Source organism: Gottfriedia acidiceleris (assembly GCF_050457485.1).
Taxonomy (GTDB): domain Bacteria; phylum Bacillota; class Bacilli; order Bacillales; family Bacillaceae_G; genus Gottfriedia; species Gottfriedia acidiceleris_D.
The window spans coordinates 127,583-140,311 of sequence record NZ_JBCMJM010000017.1 but is presented as its reverse complement, the minus strand read 5'-3'; the positions used below and the strand labels follow the sequence as shown (position 1 = coordinate 140,311).

Below are 12,729 nucleotides of genomic sequence, written 5' to 3'. Positions count from 1 at the left end.
GCATGAGCATCAAAGCTGAAGAAATCAGTGCGCTGATTAAAAAGCAAATCGAAAATTACCAAACTGAAATAGAAGTTAGTGATGTTGGTACAGTTATCCAAGTTGGTGACGGTATCGCTCGTGCTCATGGTCTTGACCAATGTATGTCTGGAGAGCTAGTTGAGTTCTCTAACGGCGTTATGGGACTAGCACAAAACTTAGAAGAAAACAACGTAGGTATTATCATCTTAGGACCTTACACAGGTATTAAAGAAGGCGACGAAGTTCGTCGTACTGGACGCATCATGCAAGTTCCAGTTGGTGAAGCATTAGTAGGACGTGTAGTAAACTCATTAGGTCTACCAGTTGATGGTTTAGGCCCAATCGAAACGACAAAATCTCGTCCAATTGAAAATGCTGCTCCAGGCGTAATGGCGCGTAAATCAGTACATGAGCCATTACAAACAGGTATCAAAGCGATCGACGCTCTTGTACCAATCGGACGTGGACAACGTGAGTTAATCATCGGTGACCGTCAAACTGGTAAAACAGCTGTTGCTATCGATACAATCCTTAACCAAGCTGACCAAAACATGATCTGTATCTATGTTGCAATCGGTCAAAAAGAATCAACAGTTCGTGGACTTGTTGAAACTTTACGTAAGCACGGCGCTTTAGATTACACAATCGTTGTAACTGCACCTGCTTCATCTCCAGCTCCAATGTTATACTTAGCTCCTTTCGCTGGTGTAACGATGGGTGAAGAATTTATGTACAATGGTAAACACGTATTAGTAGTATACGATGATTTATCTAAACAAGCGGTAGCTTACCGTGAACTTTCATTACTATTAAAACGTCCTCCAGGTCGTGAAGCATATCCAGGGGATGTATTCTACTTACACTCTCGCTTATTAGAGCGTGCAGCTAAGTTAAATGATGAGTTAGGTGGCGGTTCTTTAACTGCATTACCATTCATCGAAACACAAGCTGGTGATATCTCAGCTTATATTCCAACAAACGTAATCTCGATTACTGACGGACAAATCTTCTTACAGTCTGACTTATTCTTCTCTGGCGTACGTCCAGCGATCAATGCAGGTCTTTCTGTATCACGTGTTGGTGGTTCAGCGCAAACTAAGGCGATGAAATCAGTAGCAGGTACGCTACGTCTTGACTTAGCGTCATTCCGTGAGCTTGAAGCATTTGCTGCGTTCGGTTCTGACTTAGATAAAGCAACTCAAGCTAAACTTAACCGTGGTGCTCGTACAGTTGAAATCCTTAAACAAGGTTTACACAAACCGTTAAAAGTAGAAAAACAAGTAACATCTTTATATGCGTTAACACGTGGTCACTTAGACAGCGTAGCAGTTGAAGACATTACTCGTTTTGAAGAAGAAATGTTAGCTTGGATGGATGCTAACGCAAAAGGTCTTTTAGATGCTATTCGTGATACTGGTAAATTACCAAACGAAGCTGACCTTGACGCTGCAATCACAAGCTTTAAAAAGAACTTTATTGCTTCTAAATAAGAAGGCGATTTAAATATCTGGATTTGAAGGATCGGGCTCTAGCTCGTCCTTCATTTAACTGTTTACCAAAAGGTGGTGAAAACCTGTGGCATCATTACGCGATATAAAAACAAAAATTAATTCAACAAAAAAGACAAGCCAAATCACAAAAGCGATGGAGATGGTATCTGCTGCGAAATTAAACCGTGCTGAGCAAAACTCTAAGCAATTCGTTCCTTACATGGAAAAAATGCAAGAGGTAGTTGGTAGCGTGGCAAAAGGCGTAAACAGTAGACATCCGATGCTAGTAACTCGTCCAGTTAAAAAGACTGGTTACATTGTCATCACTTCTGACCGTGGTTTAGCGGGTGCATTTAATAGTAACGTATTACGTGCGGTAACTAATACAATTAAAGAGCGTCATAAATCAAATGATGAATTTGCAATTATTGTACTAGGTCGAGTTGGACGTGACTACTTTAAGCGTTTAGGTTACCCAATCGTTGAAGAGGTTCTTGGGCTTCCAGATCAACCTTCATTCGATGATATTCAAAAATTTGCTAATCGTACAGTTCAAATGTATACAGACGGCATTTTTGATGAGCTTTACTTGTCATATAACCATTTCGTAAGTAAGATTTCTCAAGAAGTTACTGAGAAAAAGCTATTACCTTTAACAGATATTGACACAGGTAAGGCAACAACTAATTACGAATTTGAACCATCTGATGATGAAATCTTAGAAGTCTTACTGCCTCAATATGCAGAAAGCTTAATCTTTGGTGCATTATTGGACAGTAAAGCTAGTGAACACGCTTCACGTATGACAGCGATGAAAAGTGCAACTGATAATGCGAAAGAAGTTATTAGTAAGCTTACTCTTCACTATAACCGTGCGCGTCAAGCAGCAATTACACAAGAAATTACTGAAATCGTCGGTGGAGCAGCAGCACTTGGCTAATCTGCTTACAACGGCTATATAAATTGAACGGCTTTTAATGAAACAATGCTAGGAGGAAAAGCGATGAGCAATGGTATTATTACTCAGGTATTAGGTCCAGTAGTAGACGTAAAGTTCGAAAACGGCCAATTACCACAAATATATAATGCGTTACGTGTTCGTAAAGAAGCGGGCGACGCAAACGAAGTAAACATTGATTTAACATTAGAAGTTGCTCTTCACTTAGGTGACGATACTGTTCGTACAGTTGCAATGGCTTCAACTGATGGATTAGTACGTGGAATGGAAGCAGTTAACACAGGAAAACCAATTTCGGTTCCAGTTGGTGACGCTACATTAGGACGCGTATTCAATGTGTTAGGTGACAACATTGACTTAGACGAAGAACTTGGAGAAGACGTACGTCGCGACCCAATTCACCGTCAAGCACCTAAATTTGAAGAATTAACTACAAAAGTAGAAATCCTTGAAACGGGTATCAAAGTAGTAGACTTATTAGCTCCTTACATCAAAGGTGGTAAAATCGGTCTATTCGGTGGTGCGGGTGTAGGTAAAACTGTATTAATTCAAGAATTAATTAACAACATCGCACAAGAGCACGGCGGTATCTCAGTATTCGCTGGTGTAGGTGAGCGTACTCGTGAAGGTAACGACTTATACCACGAAATGAGCGACTCTGGCGTTATCAAGAAAACAGCGATGGTATTCGGACAAATGAACGAGCCACCTGGTGCACGTCAACGTGTTGCCTTAACTGGTTTAACAATGGCTGAATATTTCCGTGATGAGCAAGGACAAGACGTGTTATTCTTCATCGATAACATCTTCCGTTTCACTCAAGCAGGTTCTGAGGTTTCTGCCCTATTAGGTCGTATGCCTTCTGCGGTAGGTTACCAACCAACTCTTGCTACTGAAATGGGTCAATTACAAGAGCGTATCACTTCAACAAACAAAGGTTCTGTAACTTCGATTCAAGCGATTTACGTTCCTGCCGATGACTATACGGATCCAGCACCAGCTACAGCGTTCGCTCACTTAGATGCAACAACTAACTTAGAGCGTCGTTTATCAGAGATGGGTATTTACCCAGCGGTAGATCCATTAGCATCTACATCTCGTGCATTAAACCCTGAAATCGTTGGTGAAGAGCACTATGAAGTAGCTCGTCAAGTACAATCAACTTTACAACGTTATAGAGAACTTCAAGATATCATCGCAATCTTAGGTATGGATGAGTTATCAGAAGAAGATAAATTAGTCGTAGCTCGTGCTCGTCGTATTCAATTCTTCTTATCTCAAAACTTCCACGTTGCGGAGCAATTCACAGGACAAAAAGGTTCTTACGTACCAGTTAAAGAAACTGTTAGTGGATTCAAAGAGATCTTAGAAGGTAAATATGATACTCTTCCTGAAGATGCATTCCGTCTAGTTGGACGCATTGAAGAAGTAGTAGAAAAAGCAAAAACATTAGTATAATAATTGTCTAATCGACAGCTTGTTCATCATTCTAACTGAATGGACTTGATTAGCTCACGAAGCTAGACAGGAGGAGTTCACTATGAAGACAATGAAAGTCAGTATCGTCACTCCTAATGGACCGGCTTATGAAGGCGAAACAGAATTCGTTAGCACGAAAGCAACTAGCGGTGAGCTAGGTATTTTACCAGGACACATTTCAACTGTGGCACCGTTAGCAACAGCACCTGTTAAAATTAAAACACCAGCTGGAACAGATTACGTTGCAGTGAGTGGCGGATTCATTGAAATTCGACCTGAAGCCGTTACAATATTGGCTCAATCTGCTGAAGCATCAACTGAAATCGACGTTGAGCGTGCAGTAGAAGCAAAAAAACGTGCAGAAAAACGTCTACAAGACAGACGCCCTGACACAGATATCAAACGTGCAGAACTTGCTTTACACAAAGCAATGAACCGTTTAAACGTAGCACAATATAAGTAATTAAAAAAAGAGCCCTTTTGGGGCTCTTTTTTTGTTGGGTTAAGTAGGGTGGGGGTAATTAGAAAACTGATAGGTGCATTTTTGAAAATATGGAAGTGGAAATAAATACGTTGAGCGTGTAAATAAGGTCAAATTAATGGAGAATAAACTGAAAGGTGTAAATAAAATCGAAGTATCTGTAATTAAGCATTATGAAAGTGCATTTAAACAAGTTAGAGACTTGCTTCACATACTCCCTATCTACAACTCTTCAAGACTCCTTCGTAAACTAAACCTACCGACTATTTAGACGAGCTGTCACAGCAATCCTCTTTTTAGTTTAATTCCAATCCCGCTGTTGTTAAGACACCATTTCTTGAGATTTTTAAAAGGTATTCTGCCATGTGTTTTTTTGTGTATGGCATGTCATTTTCAACCCAAAATGAAATTACGCTGAGAGTTGCACCTGATATATAACTTACTAGTAGGTCACCTGGGACAAGGTATTTATTCTTTTTTGGCTGTATGAATGCAATGCCTTTTTCGAAAGTTGTTGATAATACTTCGTAAAGTCTTCTTCTAAAAATATTTGGTCCTTGTCGTTTTAGTAGGACTTTGTAGAAGTAACTGTTTTTTTCGATATGTTCGAATAGATGGAAGTAGGATTGTAAGGCCATTTCATCGAGTGAGTTTGGGTTTCCGTCATACATACTAAAATCTACGTTCTTTATGGCGCTGTCCAAATCAACTAGTTTTTCTCTAACGATTTGGCGGACCATTTGGTATTTGTCTTCGTAGTGGCTATAAAAGGTTGCCCTGTTGACATTTGCTTTTTTAGTTATATCTTGTACACTGATCGCTTCGAATTCTTTATCTGCTAATAGCGTAATTAATGCATCTTGTAAAAGTTGTCTAGTTCGAATGACACGAGGGTCGAGATTATTTTTTATGCTCATTTTAAAACTCCTTTATTAAATAACTTTAAGAAAGTAAACAATCATTATTAGTAGTGTTGCTTAAACAACAAATTTTAAATTATTAACGGTTGAGTACGTTTATAAATCAATTATAATTAAAAACTATGAGAAGTAAAACGACAATGTGTTGCTTTACTTTTGTTACCTATATAGAGAAAACGATTAAAAATTTAGGAGGAATTTTATTTATGGGGAACATGAAGAAAATGGTGTTTGTTAACATAATTACTTTAATCATATTAGTTGCTGGTGGATTTGCTGGTTATTACTATTATGATCAATCAACAAATTATATAAAAACTGATAATGCAAAAATAGATGGGCAACAAATTGTTATTTCATCTCCTGCTGCTGGTAAGCTTGAGTCATGGTCAGGTACTTTCGGAAAAACATTTTCACCAAATGAATCAATCGGGAAAGTTTTAACTGCTCCTCAAACAGCTGGGGATACTGCACATGAAGTATCAGTTTCAGTACCAACAAATGCTACGATTGTTCAAGCAAATGCAATTAAAGATCAATTAGTTGGAACAGGTTCAACTCTTGGTTATGCATATAACTTAGATAATCTTTGGGTTACTGCAAATATTAAAGAAACTGAAGTAGAAGATGTTAAAAAAGGTCAAGAGGTTGATGTGTATGTTGACGCATATCCAGATACTACTTTAACAGGTACTGTGGAATATGTTGGATTAACAACTGCAAATACATTTAGTTTATTACCTTCTGGAAACTCTAATGCAAACTATACGAAAGTTGAGCAGGTTGTACCTGTAAGAATTGCTTTAGATCATAATAAGTCATTTGAAATTGTTCCAGGAATGAATGCTTCTGTTCGTATCCATAAGTAAGGAGGAATTTCTATGTCTACAGGAATGATCATAGCATATGGAGGGTTTTGCTTAATTGTTTTCTTTATTATTAATCGAATCGTATTAAGAAATAAAGAAAATGACCTAAAAATAGATAAAAGAGAAGAAATGGTCCAATCGGAAGAACCAAATAAAATAGAAAAAACTGAAGAAATTCAAAAGAAATCAATTCCATCTGAGTCAAGTGAAAAACAGAGCTTTAGTATGGGAAAAGTTCTGACAGTTCTATTACTAGGGATGTTCGTGTCTATTTTAAATCAGACATTAATAAATGTTGCTTTACCGAAGTTAATGGCAGATTTTAATGTAACTACTTCGACTGCACAATGGTTATCTACTGGTTTTATGCTAGTGAATGGTATTTTAATTCCGGTCAGTGCTTACTTAGTTGATACATTTACTTATCGAAAATTATTTATCTTTTCAATGATTGCCTTTACAATCGGTTCAATTATTTGTGCTTTATCAGGAAACTTCCCAGTTATGATGGCAGGTCGCGTAGTTCAAGCTGTCGGGGCTGGTATTTTAATGCCGCTTGGTATGAATATCTTTATGACGATCTTCCCGCCTGAAAAGCGTGGTGCAGCAATGGGATTAATGGGGATTGCAATGATCCTGGCACCTGCAATTGGTCCAACAATAACTGGGTATGTAGTACAAGATTATTCATGGCATTTCTTATTTTATGGAATGGCTGTGTTAGGTGTCATTTCAATCATTTTGTCTAATGCTTGGTTTCATATTTCACGTAAACGTTCATTCCCAACTTTGGATATTTGGGGAGTAATAAGCTCGTCACTTGGATTTGGAAGTTTATTATATGGATTCAGTGAAGCTGGTAATAAAGGTTGGGGTAGCACTGAAGTAGTTCTTTCTTTAGTAATTGCTTGTATCAGTTTAGGTTTATTTGTGTGGAGAGAATTAACTGCTAAACAACCATTAATAAATTTAAAAGTATTTAAATCTTTTTCGTTTACTTACACATTATTAATTAACTTAATCGTTACGACTGCTTTATACGGAGGGATGATTTTACTACCTCTTTATTTACAAAACATTCGTGGGTTTACACCAATTAGAGCAGGATTATTATTGCTTCCTGGTTCATTGATAATGGGTGCGCTCGGACCACTTACGGGTAAATTGTTCGATAAATATGGTATCCGTCCTTTAGCAATTTTTGGTTTACTTATTATGACTTTTACAACTTATGAGTTCACTAAATTATCTATTGATACACCGTATTTAAAAATTATGTTTTTCTATACTTTACGTTCATTCGGTATGTCATTTATTATGATGCCAATTATGACTGCTGGTTTAAATAAAATACCACTTAAGATGATTTCGCATGGTACTGCAACTCAAAATACACTACGACAAGTTGCGGGTTCGGTAGGTACTGCAGTCCTTGTTACAATTATGACGACTCAAACGACTAATCACATGGCAAACTTCTCAAATGAAGTAACGTCGACGAATCCGTTCATTATGGACTGGATTCACCAAACAGGTGCACAGTTAGCTGGTGCAGCTGGAATAACCCCTTCTCAAGGTGGAGTTTTAGCAGTTACAACCCTTTATAGCCAGGCGTCTAAATTAGCTTCTATTAATGGAATCAATGATGCATTTATCTTTGCAACTGCATTGTCTGGTATTGCATTAGTACTTTCATTCTTTATGGGAAGTACAAAAAGTAGAAAGTTAGCACAACCTAAAACTAAAAATCAAAATAAGCAGTCTTCAGAAACGATTGCATCTTAAAAAAAGGCCAGTTCATGTTTTGAACTGGTTTTTTTTCGACAATTATCACTATTTTTTAATTTGTGGGAATTGTGAATAACTTTCTGTGGATTTGTGGATAACTCTTATACTGATATACAATTTTAGTAACTGGTAATGACAATAGAAATATTAGAAATTTATTAGAACGACATACATCTAAGATAATTTAAGAATATTGGAATTTATTTTCCAGCTATATTATTCAATTTTTTGATTAATGGCAATAAATATCGACACGTTTTTGTCACATTTGTTATAATGGATACGATTACAAAACTGAATAGTAAAAATTAATGAAAAATACATTATATTTATAATAAGTATATAATGTAGAGCTCTTTAGTTAGAGGAGGGACAAGTTTCGTGAATGCTTATTTAAATAATTATGTGATCGTAGTTGTGTTTCTAGTTATAGGAATTGCGCTTCCAGTTGTCGCACTCTCGGTAATAGGTAAAATTTTGAGACCGAATGTACCAACTGAAGCAAAAGCAACGACCTATGAAAGTGGTATTGAACCATTTCATGATGCGAAGGTTCGTTTCCACGCTGGATATTACATTTTTGCACTATTATTCGTTATTTTTGATGTTGAAACTGTTTTCTTATATCCGTGGGCGGTTGCATATGATCAATTAGGACTTTTTGCTTTTGTAGAGATGATTATTTTTATTCTTATGCTACTACTTGGACTTATTTATGCTTGGAAGAAGAAGGTGTTGAAATGGTTATGAAGTTAGATGGAATTTCTGTTGCTGAAATGGAAGAACTCCAAAAGAATATTTTTTTCACGACTTTGGAAGAAGTGAAGGCATGGGCAAGAAGTAACTCGTTGTGGCCATTAACATTCGGGTTAGCTTGTTGTGCAATCGAAATGATGGGTGTAGGTTCATCTCATTATGACTTAGACCGATTTGGCTCATTTTTCCGTACTTCTCCTCGTCAATCTGACTGTATGATTGTTTCTGGAACTGTAACGAAAAAGATGGCGCCAATTGTTAAACGCCTTTACGATCAAATGCCTGAACCAAAATGGGTAATTGCGATGGGCTCATGTGCGACTGCTGGTGGACCATATGTTAACTCGTATGCAGTTGTTAAAGGAGTGGACCAAATTGTTCCAGTAGATGTGTATATCCCTGGATGCCCTCCGAATCCAGCAGCATTAATTTATGGTATTAACAAATTGAAAGAGAAGATTCGTTACGAAGCTAAAACTGGAAAGCAGGTGACGAATAAGTGAGTGAAGATAAGTCAAAAGAACAGTTAAAGAAAGAAGCAGCTGAGAGGGCTAAAGAAGCGGCTCGACGTAAAATGGAACAGTTGAAGGCAGAAAAGGAATCTGCAAAAAATACTGAAGTTCAAAAAGAAGAAGTTCCTGTAGTTGAGGAACCTACTGTTGAAAATGAAGTTAAACAAGAGGAACCAGCTTCAGAAGATGAAAAAGCGAAAGCACTTGCACTAGCGAAAGCGAAAGCAGTAGCAGCGGCGAAAGCAAAGGCAGCAGCAATTGCGAAACAAAAAGCAGCGGAATCAGGCGAACAGGCTCAAGCAGAAGAGCAAGAGGCGACTTCTGATGAAGATAAGGCAAAGGCTTTAGCAGCGGCGAAGGCAAAAGCAGTAGCAGCAGCAAAAGCAAAGGCAGCAGCAATTGCGAAACAAAAAGCAGCGGAATCAGGCGAACAGGCACAAGCAGAAGAGCAAGAGGCGACTTCTGATGAAGATAAGGCAAAGGCCTTAGCAGCGGCGAAGGCAAAAGCAGTGGCGGCAGCAAAAGCAAAGGCAGCGGCATTAGCAAAGCAAAAAGCAGCAGAAGGTGGAGAAGCTCCGGCAGATGGTGCAGATGATGAAAAAGCGAAAGCAATTGCTGCAGCAAAGGCAAAAGCAGTAGCAGCAGCAAAAGCAAAGGCAGCGGCATTGGCAAAACAAAAAGCAGCGGGTGGAGAAGACACTGCTGGTTCAGACGATGAAGCGGCAAAAGCAAAAGCGAAGGCGATCGCAATTGCGAAGGCAAAAGCAGCGGCAGCGGCAAAAGCGAAAGGTAAAACAGACGGTGGTAAAGAGGCTCCAGTTGAAGAAGTGAGACCTTCCCATAATCAACCTTTGTTAGATGAAGTAAAGGCATTAATTGAAAAAGAGTTTGGAGCAGATGTTATTGAGGAAGCAATTATTAATACGCTTTCTAAACATGATCCAACTTTTACAATTAAAAGAGATGCTTATTTTAAAGTAGCACAGTTCTTAAAGAATAATGAACAGCTACATTTTACTTATTTATCTGGATTACACGGAACTGATTTTGTTGAGTACATGGAAGTTTACTCTTACATATATTCATATAAACGTAAACATGGAATCGCTTTAAAAGTAAGAGCAGACCGTGAACAACCTATTGTTGATAGTATTACTCCAATATGGGAAGGTGCAAACTGGCCAGAGCGTGAGACTTACGACTTACTTGGTATTCAGTTTGAAGGACATCCAAAGTTGGAGCGTATATTGCTGCCAGATAATTGGGTTGGCTATCCACTAAGAAAAGATTACGTTCAATTTGACGAGGGGGTGTAGGATAAGCCATGATTCGTACGGAAGAAATGCTATTAAATGTCGGACCTCAGCATCCAAGTACACACGGTGTATTTCGTCTTGTGTTAAAGATTGATGGAGAGATCATTAAAGAGGCGACACCTGTCATCGGTTATCTACACCGTGGTACAGAGAAAATCGCTGAAAATCTTCAATATACACAGATTATTCCATATACAGACCGTATGGATTATCTATCAGCAATGACAAATAACTATGTTATCTGTCACGCTGTTGAAACAATGATGGATATTAAAGTTCCAGATCGCGCAGAGTATCTACGCGTTATTTCAATGGAATTAGGGCGCGTTGCTAGTCACTTAGTTTGGTGGGGTACAAACCTTCTAGATATTGGGGCAGTGAGTCCATTCCTTTATGCTTTCCGTGAGCGTGAAATGATTATCAATCTATTAAACGAACTTTGTGGAGCGAGATTGACTTTTAACTACATGCGTGTTGGTGGGGTTAAGTGGGATGCTCCTGAAGGTTGGATTGAAAAAGTAAAAGAATTTATTCCTTATATGAGAGAGCAATTAAAAGGATATCACGATTTAGTTTCAGGTAATGAAATCTTTATTAATCGTGTAAAAGGTATTGGTGCATATTCACAAGAAGATGCAATTAATTTTTCATTAAGTGGTGCAAATCTTCGTTGTACCGGTGTTAAATATGATCTACGAAAAGATGCTCCATATTCTATTTACGACCGCTTTGATTTCGATGTCCCAGTGGGAACAGTTGGCGATGCATGGGATCGATATATGTGCAGAATGCTAGAAATTGAAGAGTCATTAAAGATTTTAGAACAAGCTGTTGAACAATTCCCTGCTGAAGGTGATATTTTAGCAAAAGTTCCTAAAATCATCAAAGCCCCAAAAGGTGAAGGATACGTTAGGATTGAGTCACCGCGTGGAGAAATTGGTTGCTATATTGCAAGTGATGGAAAAAAAGAGCCGTATCGTTTGAAGTTTAGACGACCATCTTTTTATAACCTGCAAATTCTTCCAAAGTTATTAAAAGGTGAAAACATCGCAAACTTAATTACTATTTTAGGTGGTATTGATATTGTACTTGGGGAGGTAGACGGATAATGATAGAAAATCTTCTACAAAGTACACCGTCTTGGATAAATTTTCTCATCTATTTAGGTTTAGGCGTTATTTTTCTATTTGTAGTTTTAGGTTTCGTAACATTTGGAATCCTATCAGAACGTAAAGTAATGGGTTTCATGCAAGGGCGTATTGGACCTAACCAAGTTGGTGGACGTTATGGTTTACTTCAAACTGTTGCTGACGTATTAAAACTACTTTTAAAAGAAGATACAATTCCGAAAGCGGCAGACAAACCATTATTTATACTTGCACCGGTCATCGCATTTGCACCAGCGTTTATGGTATTAGCAACTCTACCTTTCACAGAGAACTTACAGTTTGCTGATATTGGTGTTGGATTACTTTACTATATTGCTGTTTCAGGATTAACAACAGTTGGTGTTGTCACAGCGGGTTGGGCTTCAAATAACAAATATTCACTTATTGGTGGTATGCGTGCAGCAGCACAGATGATTTCATATGAAATTCCGTTAGTAATGAGCGTATTAGGTGTTATTTTATTAACTGGAAGCTTGAATTTAAATGATATTGTTAATGCACAAGAGAATGTATGGTTCATTGTAACTCAGCCGATTGCTTTCATCGTTTTCTTAATTGCAGCTGTAGCTGAATTAAACCGTACACCTTTTGACTTACCAGAGGCTGAGTCAGAGCTTGTAGCAGGTTATCATACAGAGTTTTCAGGATTCCGTTGGGCATTCTTTATGCTTTCAGAGTATGTTTACTTTTTTGCAATGTGTTCGTTAATTACGATTCTATTTTTAGGCGGATGGAAACCAATTGCGGGTCTAGACTTTATTCCTGGAGCTGTATGGTTCTCTTTAAAATTTAGTGTAATTTTATATTTATTAATTTGGTTCCGTGTAACGTTCCCACGTTTACGTGCTGACCAATTAATGGAGTTCGGTTGGAAGGTATTATTACCAGTTTCATTAGCTAATATTTTAATAACTGCATTAGTAAAAAGCTTGTTCTTCTAAACAAATAGACCAATCTAAAGGGGTGTGAG

At 37.9% G+C, this 12,729-nt stretch carries 12 protein-coding genes; 11 read left to right on the top strand and 1 reads right to left on the bottom strand.

Features of this window, described 5'->3' with window-relative positions; genetic code table 11:
* The first annotated feature begins 2 nt into the window (after positions 1 to 2).
* From atpA to ABEY15_RS18340, 4 genes are all read left to right on the top strand, one after another.
* Positions 3 to 1,511 carry a F0F1 ATP synthase subunit alpha gene (gene atpA / locus ABEY15_RS18355; protein WP_248267415.1) on the top strand — a complete coding sequence of 503 codons (1,509 nt, stop codon included), beginning with the start codon at positions 3 to 5 and terminating at the stop codon, positions 1,509 to 1,511.
* An 85-nt stretch (positions 1,512 to 1,596) separates the two neighbouring features.
* A complete protein-coding gene (locus tag ABEY15_RS18350; RefSeq protein ID WP_069033739.1) occupies positions 1,597 to 2,451 on the top strand; it encodes a F0F1 ATP synthase subunit gamma in 855 nt (284 codons plus the stop codon).
* Positions 2,452 to 2,514: 63 nt separating this feature from the next.
* On the top strand, positions 2,515 to 3,927 hold the full coding sequence (atpD, locus tag ABEY15_RS18345; protein WP_025568604.1) for a F0F1 ATP synthase subunit beta: 1,413 nt from the start codon (positions 2,515 to 2,517) through the stop codon (positions 3,925 to 3,927).
* A gap of 82 nt (positions 3,928 to 4,009) precedes the next feature.
* Positions 4,010 to 4,411: a F0F1 ATP synthase subunit epsilon gene (locus ABEY15_RS18340; RefSeq protein WP_429891571.1), complete on the top strand. Its 402-nt coding sequence runs from the start codon at positions 4,010 to 4,012 to the stop codon at positions 4,409 to 4,411.
* A 314-nt stretch (positions 4,412 to 4,725) separates the two neighbouring features.
* Here ABEY15_RS18340 and ABEY15_RS18335 read toward each other — a convergent pair whose 3' ends face one another.
* Positions 4,726 to 5,346: a TetR/AcrR family transcriptional regulator gene (locus ABEY15_RS18335; RefSeq protein WP_429891570.1), complete on the bottom strand. Its 621-nt coding sequence runs from the start codon at positions 5,344 to 5,346 to the stop codon at positions 4,726 to 4,728.
* 227 nt (positions 5,347 to 5,573) lie between these two features.
* On the opposite strand from ABEY15_RS18335, the gene ABEY15_RS18330 reads away from it, so the two are divergent.
* The 7 genes from ABEY15_RS18330 to nuoH all read left to right on the top strand — a co-directional run bounded on the left by ABEY15_RS18330 (position 5,574) and on the right by nuoH (position 12,700).
* Positions 5,574 to 6,218, top strand: a complete 645-nt coding sequence (locus tag ABEY15_RS18330; RefSeq protein WP_429891718.1) for an HlyD family secretion protein — start codon at positions 5,574 to 5,576, stop codon at positions 6,216 to 6,218.
* 12 nt (positions 6,219 to 6,230) lie between these two features.
* Positions 6,231 to 8,003, top strand: a complete 1,773-nt coding sequence (locus tag ABEY15_RS18325) for a DHA2 family efflux MFS transporter permease subunit (RefSeq protein ID WP_429891569.1) — start codon at positions 6,231 to 6,233, stop codon at positions 8,001 to 8,003.
* Between the two features lie 384 nt (positions 8,004 to 8,387).
* Complete coding sequence (locus ABEY15_RS18320; protein WP_056469320.1) at positions 8,388 to 8,756, top strand: NADH-quinone oxidoreductase subunit A; 369 nt, start codon at positions 8,388 to 8,390, stop codon at positions 8,754 to 8,756.
* Positions 8,747 to 9,265: a NuoB/complex I 20 kDa subunit family protein gene (locus tag ABEY15_RS18315; RefSeq protein ID WP_056469321.1), complete on the top strand. Its 519-nt coding sequence runs from the start codon at positions 8,747 to 8,749 to the stop codon at positions 9,263 to 9,265. Before ABEY15_RS18320 ends, ABEY15_RS18315 begins: the two co-directional genes overlap by 10 nt.
* Positions 9,262 to 10,590 (top strand): NADH-quinone oxidoreductase subunit C, encoded by a 1,329-nt coding sequence (locus tag ABEY15_RS18310; RefSeq protein ID WP_429891568.1) that lies wholly within the window; start codon positions 9,262 to 9,264, stop codon positions 10,588 to 10,590. The genes ABEY15_RS18315 and ABEY15_RS18310 overlap by 4 nt, the downstream gene beginning before the upstream one ends.
* Positions 10,591 to 10,598: 8 nt before the next feature.
* On the top strand, positions 10,599 to 11,699 hold the full coding sequence (locus tag ABEY15_RS18305) for an NADH-quinone oxidoreductase subunit D (protein WP_025568980.1): 1,101 nt from the start codon (positions 10,599 to 10,601) through the stop codon (positions 11,697 to 11,699).
* A complete protein-coding gene (nuoH, locus tag ABEY15_RS18300) occupies positions 11,699 to 12,700 on the top strand; it encodes an NADH-quinone oxidoreductase subunit NuoH (protein WP_429891567.1) in 1,002 nt (333 codons plus the stop codon). The genes ABEY15_RS18305 and nuoH overlap by 1 nt, the downstream gene beginning before the upstream one ends.
* The last annotated feature ends 29 nt before the right edge of the window (positions 12,701 to 12,729 follow it).

Bases quoted from the DNA above. Each gene is read 5' to 3' on its own strand.
- nuoH (WP_429891567.1), top strand. From the start codon at position 11,699: ATGATAGAAAATCTTCTACAAAGTACACCGTCTTGGATAAATTTTCTC.
- atpA (WP_248267415.1), top strand. From the start codon at position 3: ATGAGCATCAAAGCTGAAGAAATCAGTGCGCTGATTAAAAAGCAAATC.
- ABEY15_RS18330 (WP_429891718.1), top strand. From the start codon at position 5,574: ATGGTGTTTGTTAACATAATTACTTTAATCATATTAGTTGCTGGTGGA.
- ABEY15_RS18305 (WP_025568980.1), top strand. From the start codon at position 10,599: ATGATTCGTACGGAAGAAATGCTATTAAATGTCGGACCTCAGCATCCA.
- ABEY15_RS18325 (WP_429891569.1), top strand. From the start codon at position 6,231: ATGTCTACAGGAATGATCATAGCATATGGAGGGTTTTGCTTAATTGTT.
- ABEY15_RS18340 (WP_429891571.1), top strand. From the start codon at position 4,010: ATGAAGACAATGAAAGTCAGTATCGTCACTCCTAATGGACCGGCTTAT.
- ABEY15_RS18315 (WP_056469321.1), top strand. From the start codon at position 8,747: ATGGTTATGAAGTTAGATGGAATTTCTGTTGCTGAAATGGAAGAACTC.
- ABEY15_RS18335 (WP_429891570.1), bottom strand. From the start codon at position 5,346: ATGAGCATAAAAAATAATCTCGACCCTCGTGTCATTCGAACTAGACAA.
- atpD (WP_025568604.1), top strand. From the start codon at position 2,515: ATGAGCAATGGTATTATTACTCAGGTATTAGGTCCAGTAGTAGACGTA.